The sequence below is a fragment of the Halomonas sp. ANAO-440 genome (genome assembly GCF_019915905.1).
GTDB lineage: Bacteria > Pseudomonadota > Gammaproteobacteria > Pseudomonadales > Halomonadaceae > Halomonas > Halomonas chromatireducens.
This window is the reverse complement of record NZ_JAHXBV010000016.1, coordinates 62,206-79,362: the sequence shown is the minus strand read 5'-3', so window position 1 is coordinate 79,362 and position 17,157 is coordinate 62,206. Positions and strand designations below refer to the sequence as shown.

The 17,157-nt window shown below is 64.6% G+C and carries 17 protein-coding genes and 1 tRNA gene; 16 read left to right on the top strand and 2 right to left on the bottom strand.

Annotation, left to right across the window (positions count from 1 at the left end):
* Positions 1-15 precede the first annotated feature (15 nt).
* A tRNA-Leu gene (locus KZO25_RS12395) sits at positions 16-102 on the bottom strand.
* A gap of 139 nt (positions 103-241) precedes the next feature.
* On the opposite strand from KZO25_RS12395, the gene queA reads away from it, so the two are divergent.
* The 5 genes from queA to secF all read left to right on the top strand — a co-directional run bounded on the left by queA (position 242) and on the right by secF (position 5,990).
* A complete protein-coding gene (queA, locus tag KZO25_RS12390; protein WP_223137198.1) occupies positions 242-1,282 on the top strand; it encodes a tRNA preQ1(34) S-adenosylmethionine ribosyltransferase-isomerase QueA in 1,041 nt (346 codons plus the stop codon).
* A 164-nt stretch (positions 1,283-1,446) separates the two neighbouring features.
* Positions 1,447-2,565, top strand: coding sequence for a tRNA guanosine(34) transglycosylase Tgt (gene tgt, locus KZO25_RS12385; protein WP_201025381.1), 1,119 nt, complete (start codon positions 1,447-1,449; stop codon positions 2,563-2,565).
* A gap of 99 nt (positions 2,566-2,664) precedes the next feature.
* Positions 2,665-2,994, top strand: a complete 330-nt coding sequence (gene yajC / locus KZO25_RS12380) for a preprotein translocase subunit YajC (protein ID WP_066443967.1) — start codon at positions 2,665-2,667, stop codon at positions 2,992-2,994.
* A gap of 206 nt (positions 2,995-3,200) precedes the next feature.
* The gene (gene secD, locus KZO25_RS12375) at positions 3,201-5,051 is read left to right on the top strand and encodes a protein translocase subunit SecD (protein WP_066443964.1); all 1,851 of its coding nucleotides are present in this window, start codon (positions 3,201-3,203) and stop codon (positions 5,049-5,051) included.
* Positions 5,052-5,060: 9 nt separating this feature from the next.
* Positions 5,061-5,990, top strand: a complete 930-nt coding sequence (secF, locus tag KZO25_RS12370) for a protein translocase subunit SecF (protein WP_066443961.1) — start codon at positions 5,061-5,063, stop codon at positions 5,988-5,990.
* A 78-nt stretch (positions 5,991-6,068) separates the two neighbouring features.
* Here secF and KZO25_RS12365 read toward each other — a convergent pair whose 3' ends face one another.
* Positions 6,069-6,863 carry an inositol monophosphatase family protein gene (locus KZO25_RS12365; RefSeq protein WP_066443959.1) on the bottom strand — a complete coding sequence of 265 codons (795 nt, stop codon included), beginning with the start codon at positions 6,861-6,863 and terminating at the stop codon, positions 6,069-6,071.
* A gap of 174 nt (positions 6,864-7,037) precedes the next feature.
* Here KZO25_RS12365 and trmJ point away from each other — a divergent pair, with 174 nt between their 5' ends.
* The 11 genes from trmJ to hisS all read left to right on the top strand — a co-directional run bounded on the left by trmJ (position 7,038) and on the right by hisS (position 17,155).
* On the top strand, positions 7,038-7,829 hold the full coding sequence (gene trmJ / locus KZO25_RS12360) for a tRNA (cytosine(32)/uridine(32)-2'-O)-methyltransferase TrmJ (protein WP_066443950.1): 792 nt from the start codon (positions 7,038-7,040) through the stop codon (positions 7,827-7,829).
* An 87-nt stretch (positions 7,830-7,916) separates the two neighbouring features.
* Positions 7,917-8,780, top strand: a complete 864-nt coding sequence (gene cysE / locus KZO25_RS12355) for a serine O-acetyltransferase (protein ID WP_223137197.1) — start codon at positions 7,917-7,919, stop codon at positions 8,778-8,780.
* Positions 8,781-8,884: 104 nt separating this feature from the next.
* Positions 8,885-9,355 carry a Fe-S cluster assembly transcriptional regulator IscR gene (iscR, locus tag KZO25_RS12350; RefSeq protein WP_066443939.1) on the top strand — a complete coding sequence of 157 codons (471 nt, stop codon included), beginning with the start codon at positions 8,885-8,887 and terminating at the stop codon, positions 9,353-9,355.
* A 49-nt stretch (positions 9,356-9,404) separates the two neighbouring features.
* On the top strand, positions 9,405-10,553 hold the full coding sequence (locus KZO25_RS12345; RefSeq protein WP_223137196.1) for an aminotransferase class V-fold PLP-dependent enzyme: 1,149 nt from the start codon (positions 9,405-9,407) through the stop codon (positions 10,551-10,553).
* 36 nt (positions 10,554-10,589) lie between these two features.
* On the top strand, positions 10,590-10,916 hold the full coding sequence (locus KZO25_RS12340) for a HesB/IscA family protein (RefSeq protein WP_223137195.1): 327 nt from the start codon (positions 10,590-10,592) through the stop codon (positions 10,914-10,916).
* Positions 10,917-11,165: 249 nt separating this feature from the next.
* The gene (ndk, locus tag KZO25_RS12335) at positions 11,166-11,591 is read left to right on the top strand and encodes a nucleoside-diphosphate kinase (protein ID WP_223137194.1); all 426 of its coding nucleotides are present in this window, start codon (positions 11,166-11,168) and stop codon (positions 11,589-11,591) included.
* 69 nt (positions 11,592-11,660) lie between these two features.
* Positions 11,661-12,785, top strand: coding sequence for a 23S rRNA (adenine(2503)-C(2))-methyltransferase RlmN (gene rlmN / locus KZO25_RS12330; protein WP_223137193.1), 1,125 nt, complete (start codon positions 11,661-11,663; stop codon positions 12,783-12,785).
* A 96-nt stretch (positions 12,786-12,881) separates the two neighbouring features.
* Complete coding sequence (pilW, locus tag KZO25_RS12325; RefSeq protein ID WP_066443928.1) at positions 12,882-13,616, top strand: type IV pilus biogenesis/stability protein PilW; 735 nt, start codon at positions 12,882-12,884, stop codon at positions 13,614-13,616.
* A gap of 30 nt (positions 13,617-13,646) precedes the next feature.
* A complete protein-coding gene (locus KZO25_RS12320; protein ID WP_066443926.1) occupies positions 13,647-14,663 on the top strand; it encodes a RodZ domain-containing protein in 1,017 nt (338 codons plus the stop codon).
* Positions 14,664-14,673: 10 nt separating this feature from the next.
* Positions 14,674-15,789 carry a flavodoxin-dependent (E)-4-hydroxy-3-methylbut-2-enyl-diphosphate synthase gene (ispG, locus tag KZO25_RS12315; RefSeq protein ID WP_066443924.1) on the top strand — a complete coding sequence of 372 codons (1,116 nt, stop codon included), beginning with the start codon at positions 14,674-14,676 and terminating at the stop codon, positions 15,787-15,789.
* Positions 15,790-15,814: 25 nt separating this feature from the next.
* A complete protein-coding gene (hisS, locus tag KZO25_RS12310) occupies positions 15,815-17,155 on the top strand; it encodes a histidine--tRNA ligase (protein WP_262488985.1) in 1,341 nt (446 codons plus the stop codon).
* The last annotated feature ends 2 nt before the right edge of the window (positions 17,156-17,157 follow it).

The following is a 17,157-nucleotide window of genomic DNA, read 5'->3' as shown; positions in this document are numbered from 1 at the left end:
CGACTGTTTTTCAAGTGGTACCGGCGGTCGGACTCGAACCGACAAGGGCTTGCACCCGGCGGATTTTGAATCCGCTGCGTCTACCAATTCCGCCACGCCGGCAGCGCGGTGCATTATACGTGGCCTTCACCGCAGGTCAATCGGGATGCCTGACGACGCGGCCATTTTTCGGTATCCTTGCGGGCTTGTCCGGCTGCCCGCCAGCCGCTTCTGCCGACCTTTCCTGCGGAACCGAACCTGCATGCAGCGCGCCGATTTCCATTACGAGCTTCCCGAGGATCTGATCGCTCGCTACCCCTCCGAACAGCGCAGCGACTGCCGCCTGCTGTGCGTGGATGGCGCCAGCGGCGAGCTGGCCCACCGGCGCTTCGTCGACCTGCTCGAGCTACTCGAGCCCGGCGACCTGCTGGTGTTCAACGACACCCGGGTGATTCCCGCGCGACTCCACGGCCACAAGGCCAGCGGCGGCAAGGTGGAGATGCTGCTGGAGCGTCCGCTGGACGCCCACCGCGGCCTGGCCCACCTGCGCAGCAGCAAGTCGCCCAAGCCCGGCACAGAGCTGGTCTTCGAGGGCGACATCCATGCCGTAGTCGAGGGCCGCCGCGATGCGCTGTTCGAGCTGCGCTTCCTCGGCGAGACGCCATTGATCGCGCTGCTGGAGCGTCATGGCCATATGCCGCTGCCGCCCTACATCACCCGCGAGGACGAGCTGGCCGACCGCGAGCGCTACCAGACAGTCTATGCGCGCTGCGACGGCGCCGTGGCAGCCCCCACCGCCGGGCTGCACTTCGACGAACCGCTGCTGCAACGCCTGGCAGAGAAAGGCATCGACAGTGCCTTCGTCACCCTGCACGTGGGCGCCGGCACCTTCCAGCCGGTGCGCGCCGACGACATCCGCGAACACCAGATGCACAGCGAGTGGATCGACGTGGGCGAGGACGCCTGCGAGAAGGTGCGAGCCGCCCGCGCCGCCGGTCGCCGCGTGGTAGCAGTGGGAACCACCAGCGTGCGCTGCCTGGAGAGCGCCTGCGCCAACAGCAGCGACGGCGAGATCGCCCCCTACAGCGGCGAGACCGATATCTTCATCTACCCGGGCTACGAGTGGCGCTGCGTGGATGCCCTGATCACCAACTTTCACCTGCCCGAGTCGACGCTGCTGATGCTTGTGTCTTCCTTTGCCGGGTACGAGTCGACCATGGCGGCCTATCGCGAAGCCGTGGCCGAGCGCTACGCCTTCTTCAGCTATGGCGATGCGATGTTTTTAACCCGAAAGAGCTCCTGAACCGCAAGACACACTGAGGGCGATCATGCTGAATTCAACGCCGACTCGTTCACACCCGGCTTCATGCTCGGCCAGCGCCGTGAGTTCGCCAGCGCTTGCCTTGCCCGGCCCTGCTCGGCACCTCCAGTTTCCCTATCGAGATATCCATGCGTAACGAATCCTTCATGTCCTTCGAGCGGCTGGCCAGCGACGGGCGGGCCCGCCGCGGCAGACTCACGTTCCCCCGCGGCACGGTGGAAACACCCGCCTTCATGCCGGTGGGCACCTACGGCACGGTCAAGGGCATGACCCCCGCCTCGGTGGAGGAGATCGGCGCCGAGATCATCCTCGGCAACACCTTCCACCTGTGGCTGCGCCCGGGCACCGAGGTAATCGAGGGCCATGGCGACCTGCACGACTTCTCGCAATGGCACAAGCCGATCCTCACCGACTCCGGCGGCTTCCAGGTCTTCTCCCTGGGCAAGATGCGCAAGATCACCGAAGAAGGCGTGCAGTTCCGCTCGCCAGTCGATGGCGCCAAGGTGTTCATGGGGCCCGAGGAATCCATTGCGGTGCAGCGTTCGCTGGGCTCCGACGTGGTGATGATCTTCGACGAGTGTACCCCCTACCCGGCCACCGAGCAGGAAGCCGAACTCTCCATGGAGCGCTCGCTGCGCTGGGCGAAACGCTCCCGCGAGGCCCATGGCGACTCGCCTTCGGCGCTGTTCGGCATCATCCAGGGCGGCATGTACCCCGAGCTGCGACGCCGCTCCCTCGACGGCCTGCTCGAAATCGGCTTCGACGGCCTGGCCATCGGCGGCCTCTCCGTGGGCGAGCCCAAGGAGGAGATGATCGGGGTGCTGAACTATCTGCCCGAATGGATGCCAGAGGAATACCCGCGCTACCTGATGGGCGTGGGCAAGCCGGAAGACCTGGTGGAAGGCGTGCGCCGCGGCGTCGACATGTTCGACTGCGTGATGCCCACCCGCAACGCCCGCAACGGCCACCTCTTCACCGCCGAAGGCACCGTCAAGATCCGCAATGCCAAGCACCGCCACGACACGCGACCCCTGGAAGAGGGCTGTGACTGCTATACCTGCCAGAACTTCTCCCGCGGTTACCTGCACCACCTGGACCGCTGCGGCGAAATGCTCGGCTCGATGCTCAATACGATCCATAACCTGCGCCACTATCAGCGCCTAATGGCCGGTTTGCGCGGTGCCATCGAAGCGGGTACATTGGCGGACTTCGTGGAAGGCTACTATGAGCAGCGGGGGCTGCCGGTACCTCCCGCACCGAATTGATTGTCGATCGACTGCCGTGGCCCACCCGCCCCGCAGCTTCGCTCGATGAACGTTTCTCGCACGCAACCTTAACTTACCCTCTCAGGAGACACGCCTCTCATGCTGGACTTCTTCATCTCTCCGGCCATGGCCCAGGACGCCGGCGGCGCCGGTGGCGGCATGGCACAGATCATCATGCTGGTCGGTTTCGTACTGATCTTCTACTTCCTGCTGTGGCGTCCTCAGGCCAAGCGTGCCAAGCAGCACCGCGAGCTGGTCGGCGGCCTCTCCAAGGGCGACGAGGTGGTGATCGGCGGCGGCCTGCTGGGCCGGATCACCAAGGTTGGCGATGATTTCATTACCCTGGAAATCGCAGACAATACCGAGGTCAATGTACAGAAGAGCGCTGTGGCGAACGTGCTGCCCAAGGGCACCATCAAGTCCATCTGACTTCGACGCTCCTCGTCCTTGCCGATCGACCCTCCCCGGTCGGGTAACGGCGAGGGTCGCAATCCGGCCGATGCCCAGGGCACCCTTCGCGCCCCCGGCATGCGGCCGTATTGCCGTCTTGTTGGCCACAGTATCAGCCACTTCTTTTCATTTTCTGCAACCTGTTTTCAGCAACCCGTTTTCAGCAACCAAAGGGCAGGGCTCGCATGCTCAACCGTTACCCCCTGTGGAAGTATCTGCTGATAGGCATTGTGCTGCTCGTAGGCCTGGTCTACTCGCTGCCCAACCTCTATCCGGAAGACCCGTCGGTACAGATCAGTAGCGTCCGCGGCGATGCCACCATCGATGCCGACCAGCTCGACAGCATTCGCCAGTCGCTGCTCGACGCCGGGATCGACATCAAGGGCGTGGAAAGCGAGGACACCCGGGTCCTGATCCGCCTGGACGACCCAGACGACCAACTGCGCTCCCGGGACATGATCGCCGGCATGCTCGGCGACGATTACGTCGTGGCGCTCAACCTGGCCGAAGCGACCCCCCAATGGCTGCAGGCGCTCTCCGCCTCCCCCATGACCCTGGGGCTCGACCTGCGCGGTGGCGTACACTTCCTGCTGGAGGTGGACATGGACGCGGCGCTCGAGCAGCGCCTCGAAGTGAATGCCAGCGCCATGCGCGAGCAGCTGCGCAGCGAGCGCATTCGCTACCGCGGCACCGAGATCGAAGGGCGCACCCTGACCTTCACCTTCGCCAACGAAGAGGATCGCGACAGCGCGCGCCGGCTGATAGCCCGCGAATTTCGCGACTTCGACTACGATAGCGCCGGCGATGGGCGTGGCGCCCAGTTGGTCATGACCATGACCGAGCAGGCGGTCAACGATCTCCAGGACTACGCCGTCAACCAGAACCTCACGACCCTGCGCAACCGGGTCGACGAGCTGGGCGTGGCCGAACCCATGGTACAGCGCCAGGGTCCTGACCGGATCGTGGTCGAACTGCCTGGCGTTCAAGACACCGTGGCCGCCAAGCGGGTGGTGGGCGCGACCGCCAACCTGGAGTTCCGCCTGGAAGCGCGCCCCGACACCCCGGATATCGAGACTCAGAGCTTCAGCTTCCGCAATGATCCCTCACGCACCGCCGACCTGATGCGCGACGTGATCATTACCGGCGACAGCGTCTCCAGCGCCAGCCGCAGCTTCGACGAAAACGGCCGCCCCCAGGTCAACATCAACCTGGACGGCACCGGTGGCACTCTGATGAACCGCGCCACGCGCACCAATATCGGTCGCAACATGGCAGTGCTCTTCATCGAACACCGGACCCGCGACACCACGGTGATCGAGGACGGTGAAGAAATCACCGTACGCGAGCCCTATACCGAGCGCGGCCTGATCAGCCTGGCCACCATCCAGAGCGCACTGGGCAACAGCTTCCGCATCACCGGGCTCGACTCACCCACCGAAGCGGCTGAACTGGCCCTGCTGCTGCGCTCAGGCTCCCTGGCGGCACCGATCTACTTCGTGCAGGAGCGCACCATCGGCCCGAGCCTGGGTGCGGAAAACATTCAGCGCGGCGTCATGTCGGTGCAGATCGGCCTGGTGCTGGTGGTGCTGTTCATGCTGATCCGCTACAAGGTGTTCGGCATCTTTGCCAACGTGGCCCTGGCGCTCAACCTGACCCTGCTGATTGCCGCCATGTCGATGCTGGGTGCGACTCTCACCCTGCCCGGCATCGCCGGCATCGTGCTGACACTGGGCATGGCGGTAGACGCCAACGTCTTGATATTCGAGCGAATACGCGAGGAGCTACGCAGCGGTCTGTCGATACAGCAGGCGATACATGCCGGCTACGAGCGTGCCTTCACCTCGATTGTCGATGCCAACATCACCACCCTGCTGGTGGCGGTAATTCTGTTCTCGATCGGCACCGGACCGGTCAAGGGCTTCGCCGTGACCCTGTCGCTGGGGATCATCACATCGCTGTTCACCGCTCTGCTGGTGACCCGCTCGATGGTGAACCTCACCTACGGTGGTAAACCAGTCAAGAAGCTCTGGATATAAGAGGTGGTAATGAAAACCCTCATCAATCGACAATTCGACTTCATGGGCAAGCGCCGCATCGCCTTCATGATGTCGGCGGCACTGATCCTGGCGTCGATCGTCTCGCTGCTGTTCCAGCAGCTCAATCTGGGGCTGGACTTCACCGGCGGCACTCTGGTGGAGGTGCGCTATGGCGTGGCGCCTTCGCTGGAGGCTATCCGTCTGATCCTGGAGGACGCCGGCTTCCGTGACGTCTCGGTGCAGACCTTCGGCGCCTCAACCGAGGTGCTGATTCGCCTGCAGCAGGCCTTCGACCCTGAAGTGGGTGACCGTGTCGTCAGCCTGCTGCGCGCCGAAGGCGACACCGTCGAGCTGATCCGTGCCGAGTTCGTCGGCGCCCAGGTGGGCGAGCAATTGCGCGACCGAAGCGGCCTGGGGCTGATGGTGGCGCTGGGCGTGGTGATGCTCTACGTCGCCTTCCGCTTCCAGTACAAGTTCGCCATCGGCGCCCTGCTGGCACTGATGCACGACGTGATCATCGTGGTCGGGATCTTCTCGCTGTTCCAGCTCGACTTCGATCTCACCGTGCTGGCCGCGCTGCTGGCGGTGATCGGCTACTCGCTCAACGACACCATCGTGGTCTACGACCGCATCCGGGAGACGATACGCAAGTCGCGAATCGACGACATGCCGGCGATATTCAACGAAGCCATCAACCTCACCCTGTCCCGCACGCTGGCGACGTCTGGTACCACCTTGCTGGTACTGATGGCGCTGTTGCTGCTGGGTGGCGACATGATCCACTACTTCTCCATCGCCCTGATCATCGGCGTGGTGGTGGGTACCTTCTCCTCCATCTACGTCGCCGCGGCCCTGCTGCTCGCAGTGAAGCTGGAGCGCAAGGACCTGATCCCGCCGAAGAAGGAGGATCTGGAAGAAGGCGAGGAGGAGCTGCCGTAAGGCGTTTTCCCTGGCTAGAACCAAAACCGCCCCCGCAGCGACGCTGCGGGGGCGGTTTCGTCTGCGCACCATCTCACATCAGAAGTGCGGCTTGAGCTGCTGCACCAAGGCCTTGTAGAGGCGCGGACCGGCAGCCATGAGGCGGCCATCGTCCTCCACCGAGGGCTGCCCGTCAGGGGTGCCCATCAGCGCACCCGCTTCCTTGAGCATCAGGCTGCCAACCAGGCGGTCCTGCTCTTCCAGGCCCAGCACGAAGGCGGCATCCACGCGACCCGCAGCGAGTTCGGCCATGTCGAGCAGGCCGCTGCCGGTGGCCAACTGGAGCTGCACCAAAGGGCCGAGTTGCTGGACCAGGGTCAGGTAGGCGGGCAGGTGGCGGCTGCGCTGGTCGAACTCGGGCAGACTCATGGCCAGGCTGGCACCGCTGATGGCGGTGGTCTTGGGCACGCGAATGCGCTTGCCGTTGTGCTGGGCACCGCGGCCACGGCTGGCCAGGTATTCGTCGTCACTGAAGGGGCATATCACCACCGCATGCTCCGGGCGCCCCTTCACCAGACAGACCAGCGACAGGGCGAAGCCCTTGCCGGCCACGCTGAGGCTGGAATAGCCATGGAAGGGCTCGATCCGCCATTCGACGTCCTGCCCTTCGCCCTCGCCGGAACGGTGGGGGGTGAAGCGGCCGGAAATACCGTGCTGCGGATAACCGCGGCTGAGCTGATGCGCGATCAGCGTCTCGGCATTGCGGGCGGTGTCTTCGAGCAGGCGCTCGAGACTGTGTTCCTCGTGAGAGTTCTCGATGCGCTCGCGAATGCGCAGGAACTGTTCGGCGGCACTGCGCGTGGCGCGCAACGCAAATTGGACCATCGGATGCATGATCGGGCCTTGGAGCGTCGGTGGTGTTAAAGAACAGGCTAGTTCGAACGAAAGGTGCGGGTCGAACGTGTCGGCGCGAATCCTAGCAGAGTCGGCCCGACTGTGCCATCGCCGCAAACGGACATGGTAGACTCTGCGCCCTCCTTTCCCCGTGACGCGACAGGCAGGACTCTCATGCTCGACCGCATCCGCATCGTTCTGATCGGCACCAGCCACCCTGGCAATATCGGCGGCACCGCCCGCGCCATGCACAATATGGGGCTTGCCGACCTGGCCCTGGTGGCGCCGCGCTGCGAGCCGCTGACCAGCGACACCATTTCCCGTGCCTCCGGTGCCGATCATATCGTGCATGGCGCCCGCCGGGTCGAGACCCTGGAGCAGGCCGTTGCCGACTGCACTCTGGTAGTGGGCGCCAGCGCCCGCTCACGTACCCTGCCCTGGCCGATGATCACGCCCCGGGCGCTGGGCAGCCGGCTGTCCGACGAGCTGTCCGGCGCCGAATCGCGGGTAGCGCTGGTGTTCGGCCGCGAAGACAGCGGTCTCTCCAATGCCGAGCTGCAGCGCTGCCATGCCCATGTGCATATCCCGACCAACCCGGACTTCAGCTCGCTCAACCTGGCCGCGGCGGTGCAGGTACTGGCCTACGAGTGCCGACTGGCCTGGCTGGCTCAGCAGGACGAGGAGGAAGGGGCCGAGGCCGAGCCACACCAGCCGCTGGCAAGCCACGAGGAGCTGGAGCACTACTTCGCTCACCTGGAACGCACCCTGATCACCATTGGCTTCCATGACCCGTCCCTGCCCCGGCAGCTGATGGCACGACTGCGTCGCTTCACCCTGAAAGCCCGCCCCGAGCGCATGGAGCTCAACATCCTGCGGGGCATTCTCACCGCCACGGAGAAGCAGGCAGTTCGAACACAGGTGGAACAGCGGTACGACGCCGACGACAGTGATACCCCGACGCCTTGAAGCCCGCGCCTTGCGCCCCCAATATGGAAAGTCACCCCGACAGATGCCGCTACCGGCTCCGCCCTACCGCCACCCAAGGACCGCCGCATGTTTCAACGTCTGCGCGAGGACATCAACAGCGTATTCGCCCGCGACCCGGCGGCACGCAACTTCCTTGAAGTGCTGACCAACTATCCGGGCCTGCATGCCCTGCTGCTCCATCGCATGGCGCACTGGCTGTGGAAGAAGCATCTCAAGTGGCTGGCGCGCACCCTGTCTACCTTCTCGCGCTGGCTGACCGGCATAGAGATACATCCCGGGGCAAAGATCGGCCGGCGCTTCTTCATCGATCACGGCATGGGCGTCGTAATCGGAGAAACCGCCGAGGTTGGCGATGACGTCACGCTCTACCAGGGCGTCACCCTGGGCGGCACCAGCTGGCACAAGGGCAAGCGCCACCCCACCCTGGAACAGGGCGTGATCGTCGGCGCTGGTGCCAAGATCCTCGGCCCGTTCACGGTGGGTGCCGGGGCCAAGGTGGGCTCCAATGCGGTGGTGACCAAGGAGGTGCCTGCCGGAGCCACGGTGGTCGGCATTCCGGGCAAGATCGTCAAGCGCGAGGAGCCCGACGCGGCCGCGGTACTCGATATCGATCCGGCACGGCGCGAGGCGATCTGCCAGAAATTCGGCTTCGACGCCTACGGGGTCAGCGAGGATATGCCCGACCCGGTAGCACGCTCGATCCAGGCCATGCTCGACCACATGCATGCCGTGGATGAACGTATCGAGCGCATGTGCGGCACACTGCGCAAGCTCGATGCCAGCTATCGCGAGGGCAAGCTGCCTGAGCTGCGCGACGAGGATTTCGCCGATATCCTCGACGACGTCGATGCCTGCTGCGGCCCCCCAAAGCCAAACCGGCAAACAACGCGGAAAGACGAAAAGGGCGATGTCCACCAGGGCAATGGTTGACCGGAACACTCGGGCTTTACCATAATGGACCTCCTGATTCCCGTGGCCAGCCGGCCTCGCCACCTGAGCGCCAGCCCTGAACGATGGCGCAGAGGTACGCTCCCATGCGTTTGACAACCAAGGGGCGCTACGCCGTCACCGCCATGCTCGACCTGGCCCTGAACAGCGACAAGGGCCCCACCTGCCTGGCTGACATCTCGCGCCGCCAGGAAATCTCGCTGCCCTACCTGGAGCAGCTTTTCGCGCGCCTGCGTCGAGCCGCTCTGGTCAAGAGCGTTCGCGGCCCTGGCGGCGGCTACCTGCTGGCGCTGCCGGCCGAGGAAATCTCGGTAGCGAAGGTGATCGACGCAGTGGACGAGTCGGTGGATGCCACCCGCTGCCAGGGGTTGTCGGACTGCCAGCAGGGCGATACCTGCCTGACCCACCACCTGTGGTGTGACCTTTCCGAGCAGATCCATGGCTTCCTCGACGGCATCACCCTCGGGCAGCTGGTGGAAAATAGCGATGTTCGACGTATCGCCAAGCGCCAGCGCGGTCGCCTGGATGCAAACACCATCCTGACCTCCGCGCCCTGAACGCCGACAGTCGCCACACAAGATCCCGCATGGAGACGCCTGCGAGCCCATGAGTGACCTCGTCTATCTCGACTATGCCGCGACCACGCCGGTCGATCCTCGGGTCGCCGACGTGATGCAGCGCCATCTCACCCAGGACGGCATCTTCGCCAATCCCGCCTCGCGCAGCCATATGCTCGGCTGGCAGGCGGAACAGGCGGTGGAGAGCGCCCGCCGCCAGGTCGCCGACCTGATCGGTGCCGATCCGCGTGAGATCGTCTGGACCAGCGGTGCCACCGAGGCCGACAACCTGGCACTGATCGGCTACATGCGCGCCAACCGCAGCCGGGGAGGGCACCTGATCACCTCGACCATCGAGCACAAGGCGGTGGTGGACACCGCCCTGGCACTGGAGGCGGAAGGGTTCGAGGTCACCTGGCTGACCCCGGGGCGGGACGGGCGCGTCACCCCCGAACAGCTGCGCGATGCCATGCGCACCGATACGGTCCTGGTCTCGCTGATGGCGGTCAACAATGAGCTGGGCTGCATCCATGACCTGGCGGGGCTGGCGGAAGTCGCCCACGCCGGCGGCGCGCTGTTTCATGTCGATGCCGCCCAGGCGGTGGGGCGCATCCCCCTCGATGTCGCCGCACTCGGCATCGACCTGATGTCGCTTTCCGGCCACAAGGTCTACGGCCCCAAGGGCGTGGGCGTTCTCTACGTCAAGCGCAGCCCGGATATTCGCCTGGCACCGCTGATTCATGGCGGCGGGCATGAGCGCGGCATGCGCTCCGGCACCCTGCCCACACACCAGATCGCCGGCATGGGGGAGGCCTTCGCCCTGGCCGCCCGGGAGGGCGAAGCCGACCAGGCCCGCATCCTGGCACTGCGCGACCGGCTGCTCGACGGCCTCTCGAACCTGGGTGGCATCCACCGCAACACGGCTGTCGATGTCTCGGTTCCCAATATTCTCAACCTCGCCTTCGAGGGTGTCGACGGCGAGTCGCTGCTGATGGCGCTGCGAAATATCGCCCTTTCGACCGGATCGGCCTGCAACTCGGCGAGCGTTGAGCCATCCTATGTATTGAAGGGTATCGGCGTGCCGCGTCCTCTGGCGCTGGCATCGCTTCGCTTCAGCTTCGGCCGCTTCACCACCGAAGCCGATATCGACAGGGCACTGGACGCCCTGCAACATGCTCTTCCGGGCCTGCGCCGCTAGGCGGCCACGCCCACCCACACAAGCAGGAGAATGACGATGGCGCATCTTTCGATCACCACCGCCGCCGCCGAGCAGATCCAACGGGTGCTCGAGGAGCGCGGCCAAGGGCTGGGCCTACGGGTCTCGGTCAAGCCCAGCGGCTGCTCGGGCTACAGCTATGTGCTCGACTTCGCCGACGAAGCGGCCAATGACGACATCGCCTTCGAGGACCACGGCGTAACTGTCTTCGTCGCCCCCGATGCGCTGGAGATGCTCGACGGCAGCGAGGTCGACTATGTCTCGGAGGGGCTCAACCGCTTCTTCCGCTTCAACAATCCCAACGTCAAGGACCAGTGCGGCTGCGGGGAAAGCTTCACGGTGTGACGCGTTCACCCGGGCCTTCCACCTTGGCAACCGGGCGATTGTTCCGCCCCCGGAGACTGGACGATTGTTCAACGCCCGCCGGGAGCGTTATACTCTGCGCCCACTGTTTATGCGCTGAATCGTCGTGCTGCCCTGGCGTGCGACGTCGAACGCACCTTTATTCGTAGCGCCGCGCCGCGCCGGTTTTCCTTCGAACCCGGCATAGCGTGGCGCTATCCCCATACGTACTACCTACGGAGACATGCCCCCATGGCTACCGAACGCACTCTGTCCATCATCAAGCCCGACGCTGTCGCCAAGAACGCCATCGGCGAGATCATTGCACGCTTCGAGAAGGCCGGCCTCCAGGTCGTGGCTGCCAAGATGCTGCACCTCTCCGAAGAGAAGGCCGGTGGTTTTTACGCCGAGCACAAGGAGCGTCCCTTCTTCAAGGATCTGGTCGGCTTCATGACCTCGGGTCCGGTCGTCGTGCAGGTGCTGGAAGGCAACGATGCCATCGCCAAGAACCGTGACCTGATGGGCGCCACCAACCCCAAGGAAGCGGCCCCGGGCACCATCCGCGCCGACTTCGCCGAGACCATCGATGCCAATGCCGTGCATGGCTCCGACTCTTCTGCCTCCGCCGAGCGTGAAATTGCCTATTTCTTTAGTGCTGACGAAATCTGCCCGCGCTGAGCCACACCAGGCCTGCCTATGCGGGGGCATTTTTGCCCCCGCCCCTGTCCCTCCGATGTCCGTGATGCCATGACCGCCACCGCTTCCCAACGCACCAACCTGCTCGGCATGACTCGCGAGGAGATGGAAGAGTTTTTCCTCTCCATCGGCGAGAAGAAGTTTCGTGCCGCCCAGGTGATGAAATGGATTCACCACGAAGGCTGTGACGACTTCGCGGCCATGACCAACCTGTCCAAGGCGCTGCGCACGCGCCTGGCCGAGGTAGCAGAGATTCGTGGACCAGCGGTGGTTTATGAGGGCACTTCCAGCGACGGCACCCGCAAGTGGGTGCTGGAAGTGGAGGACGGCACCTATGTGGAGACCGTGCTGATCCCGGCAGAGAACGGCAAGCGGCGCACTCTGTGCGTCTCCTCCCAGGTCGGCTGCTCGCTGGACTGCAGCTTCTGCTCCACCGGCAAGCAGGGCTTCCAGCGCAACCTCTCCAGCGCCGAGATCATCGGCCAGGTCTGGGTGGCAAGCAACAGCTTCGGTCCACGCCGCGACACCGCCAACCGGCCGGTCACCAATGTGGTGATGATGGGCATGGGCGAGCCGCTGATGAACTACGACAACGTCGTACCGGCGATGAAACTCATGCTGGACGACAATGGCTACGGCCTCTCCAAGCGCCGGGTCACACTGTCGACCTCCGGCGTGGTCCCCATGCTCGACAAGCTGGGCGACGAGCTCGACGTGAGCCTGGCCATTTCGCTGCATGCCGCCACCGACGAGCTGCGCAGCGAGCTGGTGCCGCTGAACCGCAAGTACAACATTCGCGCCCTGCTGGACGCCTGCCAGCGCTACCTTGCCAAGTGCGGCGATACGCGGATGGTGACCATCGAATACACACTGATCAAAGACGTCAACGATCAGCAGGAGCACGCCGAGCAGCTCGCCGAACTTCTGCGCGAGCTGCCGTGCAAGATCAACCTGATTCCCTTCAACCCCTTTCCCCACTCGGGCTACGAGACGCCGTCGCGCAACCAGACGATGCGTTTCCAGCAGTGGCTCTACGAACTGGGTTACACGGCACCGGTTCGCAGTACGCGCGGCGACGATATCGATGCCGCCTGCGGCCAACTGGTGGGACGGGTGAAGGATCGCACCAAACGGAATGAGCGCTATATCCGCTCGATACAGATCGACGCCGACTGAAGCGGGTGGCTGCCTTGACTTCAACACCTCACGGCGCTTTGATGGACTGGCTTTTTCCCGCCACCACTGCCGACGAGTTCTTTGTATGAGGATGCCATGACGCGCTGCCCCTCCCTGACCTCCCGACTCAGGCCACTCTCGCTGGTGGCGATGCTCGCCGGGTCGCTATGGCTGACCGGCTGTGCCAGCCAGGCCGAACGGAGTGACGGCAGCAGCCCCGCCGAGGCATTCACCGAGCTGGGCATGGCCTACCTGGAGCAGGACAACCTCCCACGTGCCATCGCGGCGCTCAACCGCGCCCTGGAGAACGATGCGAGAAATCCCCAGGCACTTCAGGCCATGGCCATTGTCTATCAACGGCAAGGTGAGGACGAGCTGGCCGACGAGACCTTCCAGCAGGCTCTCAAGGCCGATCCCGATTACAGCCGGGCGCGCAACAACTACGCTGCCTTTCTCTATGACAAGGGCCGTACCGCCGAGGCCTGCGAACAGCTCGAGCTGGCATCCCGCGATACCCAGTACGCCAACCGTGCGCAGCTCTTTGCCAACCTGGGGCAGTGCTACTGGGAGCTGGGGGACCTGGCCAAGGCTCGCAGCGGCTTCGAGCGCGCCCAGAGCCTTGAGCCACGTAGCCCGAGGAGTTATTTCGCACTGGCAGAACTGGAATTGATGCTGGGAAACCCGGAACATGCACGCCAGCAACTGGATGCCTATATCCGGTTGGCGGGCATGACACCGAATGCCCAGGCACTGGCCAATGACATCGCCGTGGCCCGAAGCGGGAACACGGCGGTCACCCCTGACTCGGACACCGTACGTGACGCCCCTTGATCAACGATTCATGACGAAGGATGCTCAGCCATGAGCGACAATCACAATATCGATACCGTCGACTTCGGGTCCCAGGCCTCTCCCGGCGAACTGCTCCGCCGTGAGCGCGAGTCCCAGGGTCTCTCCCGAGAAGAGGTGGCCACGGCACTCAACCTGCGGCCAGCCGTCGTCGTCGGGCTGGAAGAGGATAACTACGACCAGGTCCCGGTTGCCGCCTATCGCCGCGGCTATCTGCGCGCCTATGCCCGCCTGCTGGGCATGGATGATCGGCCCGTCCTCGAGTCCTATAGCAGTCGTTTCAGCAGCCAGGAAGTGGAGCAGCGGGTGACCCCGGTAAACGTCTCCCGCCCCCCTTCCCGAATCGGCGCCTGGCTGTTCAAGCTGGTAACCCTGCTGGTCATTGCCGGGCTGATCGGCCTGACCCTCGTTTGGTGGCAGAGCCGGGGCGGCAACGACCTGCTCGACTTCGGCGACAGCAGCCCTGTCTCGGTGGACAACCTCGATGGCACCACCACCGAGGTGCAAGAGTCGCCGCGACCCGAAGTGGAAGAGACGCTGCCGCCGCTGCCCGAAGAGGGCGTTGACCCGGTCGGCACCCAGGCGCCCGCCGCCCCCTCCCCGCAGGTCGACCCTACTGGCGCTGAACGGCTAGCGGCCGCTGGCGACATCGATGCGCCGATTCCTACCGACATCGATGCGCCGATTCCCACCGACGTCGAGCCAGCAGCCGAAGAGGTCGCCGAGACCCCCGATATCGTCGCCGAAGAGGAGCCCGAAGCCGTCGAGGCACCCGCCGCCGGCGACGTTCGCCAGCTGCAGCTGACCTTCAATGAACAGTCCTGGACCGAGATCTTCGATGCCAACAACCAGCGCATCTTCGTCGGCCTCCAGGAGCCCGGCACCACCGCCAACGTGGAGGGCGAACCGCCCTTCCGCATGACCATCGGCAATGCCACCGGCGTCGAGCTGATCTGGCGCGGCGAAGCGGTCGATCTCGCGGCCCGCGCCGGCGCCAACAACGTTGCTCGCTTCACTCTGGGAGAATGATTCCGTCACCATGCACGCTCAATCGCCCATTATTCGACGCAAGTCCCGCCAGATCCATGTCGGCAAGGTTCCGGTAGGGGGCGGCGCCCCCATTTCCGTGCAGAGCATGACCAACACCGACACCCTGGACGTGGCCGCCACCGTGGCCCAGATACGGCAGCTGGAAGCCGCCGGGGCCGATATCGTGAGAGTCTCGGTGCCGACCATGGAGGCCGCCGAGACCTTCGGCCGCATCAAGCGCGAGGTCGAGGTGCCGCTGGTGGCCGATATCCATTTCGACTACAAGATCGCCCTGCGCGTCGCCGAACTCGGCGTCGACTGCCTGCGCATCAACCCAGGCAACATCGGCAAGGAGGAGCGGGTTCGCGCCGTGGTCAGCGCCGCCCGGGACAACGGCATTCCCATCCGCATCGGCGTCAATGCCGGTTCGCTGGAGAAAGACCTGCAGCGCAAGTATGGCGAACCGACACCGGAAGCTCTGGTGGAGTCGGCCATGCGCCATATCGACCACCTCGATCGCCTCGACTTCCAGGAGTACAAGGTCAGCGTCAAGGCCTCGGACGTGTTCATGGCGGTGGCCGCCTACCGCCAGCTTGCCACGCTGATCGAGCAGCCGCTCCACCTGGGTATCACCGAGGCGGGCGGCCTGCGTTCGGGTACGGTGAAGTCATCCATTGGCCTGGGCATGCTGCTGATGGACGGCATCGGCGACACGATTCGCGTCTCGCTTGCCGCCGACCCGGTCGAGGAGATCAAGGTCGGCTTCGACATGCTCAAGAGCCTGCGCCTGCGTGCCAAGGGCATCAACTTCATCGCCTGTCCCAGCTGTTCGCGCCAGAACTTCGATGTCATCGGCACCATGAACGCCCTCGAGGAACGGTTGGAGGACATCATGACGCCGCTGGACGTTTCCGTGATCGGCTGCGTGGTCAATGGCCCCGGCGAGGCCAAGGAGGTCGATGTCGGCCTCACCGGCGGTTCGCCCGCCAACCTCGTCTATATCGACGGCAAGCCGGCCTCAAAGCTGAGCAACGAGCACCTTGTCGATGACCTAGAGCGCCTGATACGCGAGCGGGTACACCAGAAAGAGCAGGCAGAACAGGACGTGATCGCCCGCGACCAGTGAACCGGGCGGCAACAAGGAGTCAGCATTGAGCAAGTCCCCAGTCAGCAATAAAGAGCCGAGCAAGAAGAAGATTCAGGCCATTCGCGGCATGAACGACCTGCTGCCGGAGCATTCATCGCTCTGGCAGTACTTCGAGGGCACCGTGCAGTCGCTGATGCAGCGCTACGGCTATGCCGAGATCCGCACGCCCATCGTCGAGCAGACCGCCCTGTTCGCCCGCTCAATCGGCGAAGTCACCGACATCGTCGAAAAGGAGATGTACACCTTCGAGGACCGCAACGGCGACAGCCTGACCCTGCGCCCCGAGGGCACGGCGAGCTGCGTGCGCGCCGCCATGGAGCACGGCCTGCTGCACAACCAGACCCAGCGGCTGTGGTACCAGGGTCCGATGTTTCGCCACGAGCGCCCGCAGAAGGGGCGATATCGGCAGTTTCATCAGGTCGGCCTGGAAGCCTTCGGCCTGGACGGCCCCGACATCGACGCCGAGGTGATCCTGCTCTCGGCACGGCTGTGGAAGGAGCTGGGCCTGCTCGATCATGTGACCCTGGAGCTGAACTCGCTGGGCTCCAACGAGGCCCGGGCCGCCTATCGCGACAAGCTGGTGGCCTATTTCGAGGCGCACCGCGACCAGCTCGACGAGGACTCCCTGCGCCGCCTGACCAGCAACCCGCTGCGCATCCTGGATTCGAAGAACCCGGACATGGCACCGATGCTGGCCGATGCGCCCAGGCTAATGGACCACCTGGACGACGAATCCCGCGAACACTTCGAGCAGCTCACCAAGATGCTCGAGGCCGCCGGCATCGACTACACGATCAACCCGCGCCTGGTGCGTGGGCTGGACTACTACTGCCGCACCGTCTTCGAGTGGACCACCACCGCGCTTGGCAGCCAGGGCACGGTATGTGCCGGCGGGCGCTACGATGGCCTGGTCGAGCAGCTCGGCGGCAAGCCGACACCGGCCGTCGGCTTCGCCATGGGCATCGAGCGGCTGGTCCTCTTGCTTCAGACACTGGAGCTGGTACCACAGGACGCCCTGGACGAGCTGGACGTCTACCTGTTGCCCATGGATGATGACGCCACCGGAAGCGCCATGCTGCTGGCCGAACAGCTGCGCACCGCGCTGCCCGAGCTACGGCTGCAGCTGCACTGTGGCGGCGGCAGCTTCAAGAGTCGCATCAAGAAAGCCGACAAGAGCGGCGCCCGCCTTGCCCTCCTGCTGGGCGAGGATGAATTGGCCAATGATCGAGTGACCCTGAAGTTCCTGCGTGAAGCGCGCGATCAGCAGAGCCTGAGCAGGAACTCGCTGGGCACCGAACTCGCCACCTTGTTGTCAGGCAAGGTTGTCGGAAGCACGACCGCCTGACC

Coding starts and splice junctions, on each gene's coding strand:
- cysE (WP_223137197.1), top strand. CDS start 7,917: ATGTTTCAACGTCTGCGCGAGGACATCAACAGCGTATTCGCCCGCGAC.
- pilW (WP_066443928.1), top strand. CDS start 12,882: ATGACGCGCTGCCCCTCCCTGACCTCCCGACTCAGGCCACTCTCGCTG.
- ndk (WP_223137194.1), top strand. CDS start 11,166: ATGGCTACCGAACGCACTCTGTCCATCATCAAGCCCGACGCTGTCGCC.
- iscR (WP_066443939.1), top strand. CDS start 8,885: ATGCGTTTGACAACCAAGGGGCGCTACGCCGTCACCGCCATGCTCGAC.
- queA (WP_223137198.1), top strand. CDS start 242: ATGCAGCGCGCCGATTTCCATTACGAGCTTCCCGAGGATCTGATCGCT.
- tgt (WP_201025381.1), top strand. CDS start 1,447: ATGTCCTTCGAGCGGCTGGCCAGCGACGGGCGGGCCCGCCGCGGCAGA.
- yajC (WP_066443967.1), top strand. CDS start 2,665: ATGCTGGACTTCTTCATCTCTCCGGCCATGGCCCAGGACGCCGGCGGC.
- KZO25_RS12365 (WP_066443959.1), bottom strand. CDS start 6,863: ATGCATCCGATGGTCCAATTTGCGTTGCGCGCCACGCGCAGTGCCGCC.
- secD (WP_066443964.1), top strand. CDS start 3,201: ATGCTCAACCGTTACCCCCTGTGGAAGTATCTGCTGATAGGCATTGTG.
- rlmN (WP_223137193.1), top strand. CDS start 11,661: ATGACCGCCACCGCTTCCCAACGCACCAACCTGCTCGGCATGACTCGC.
- secF (WP_066443961.1), top strand. CDS start 5,061: ATGAAAACCCTCATCAATCGACAATTCGACTTCATGGGCAAGCGCCGC.
- trmJ (WP_066443950.1), top strand. CDS start 7,038: ATGCTCGACCGCATCCGCATCGTTCTGATCGGCACCAGCCACCCTGGC.
- KZO25_RS12340 (WP_223137195.1), top strand. CDS start 10,590: ATGGCGCATCTTTCGATCACCACCGCCGCCGCCGAGCAGATCCAACGG.
- ispG (WP_066443924.1), top strand. CDS start 14,674: ATGCACGCTCAATCGCCCATTATTCGACGCAAGTCCCGCCAGATCCAT.
- KZO25_RS12320 (WP_066443926.1), top strand. CDS start 13,647: ATGAGCGACAATCACAATATCGATACCGTCGACTTCGGGTCCCAGGCC.
- KZO25_RS12345 (WP_223137196.1), top strand. CDS start 9,405: ATGAGTGACCTCGTCTATCTCGACTATGCCGCGACCACGCCGGTCGAT.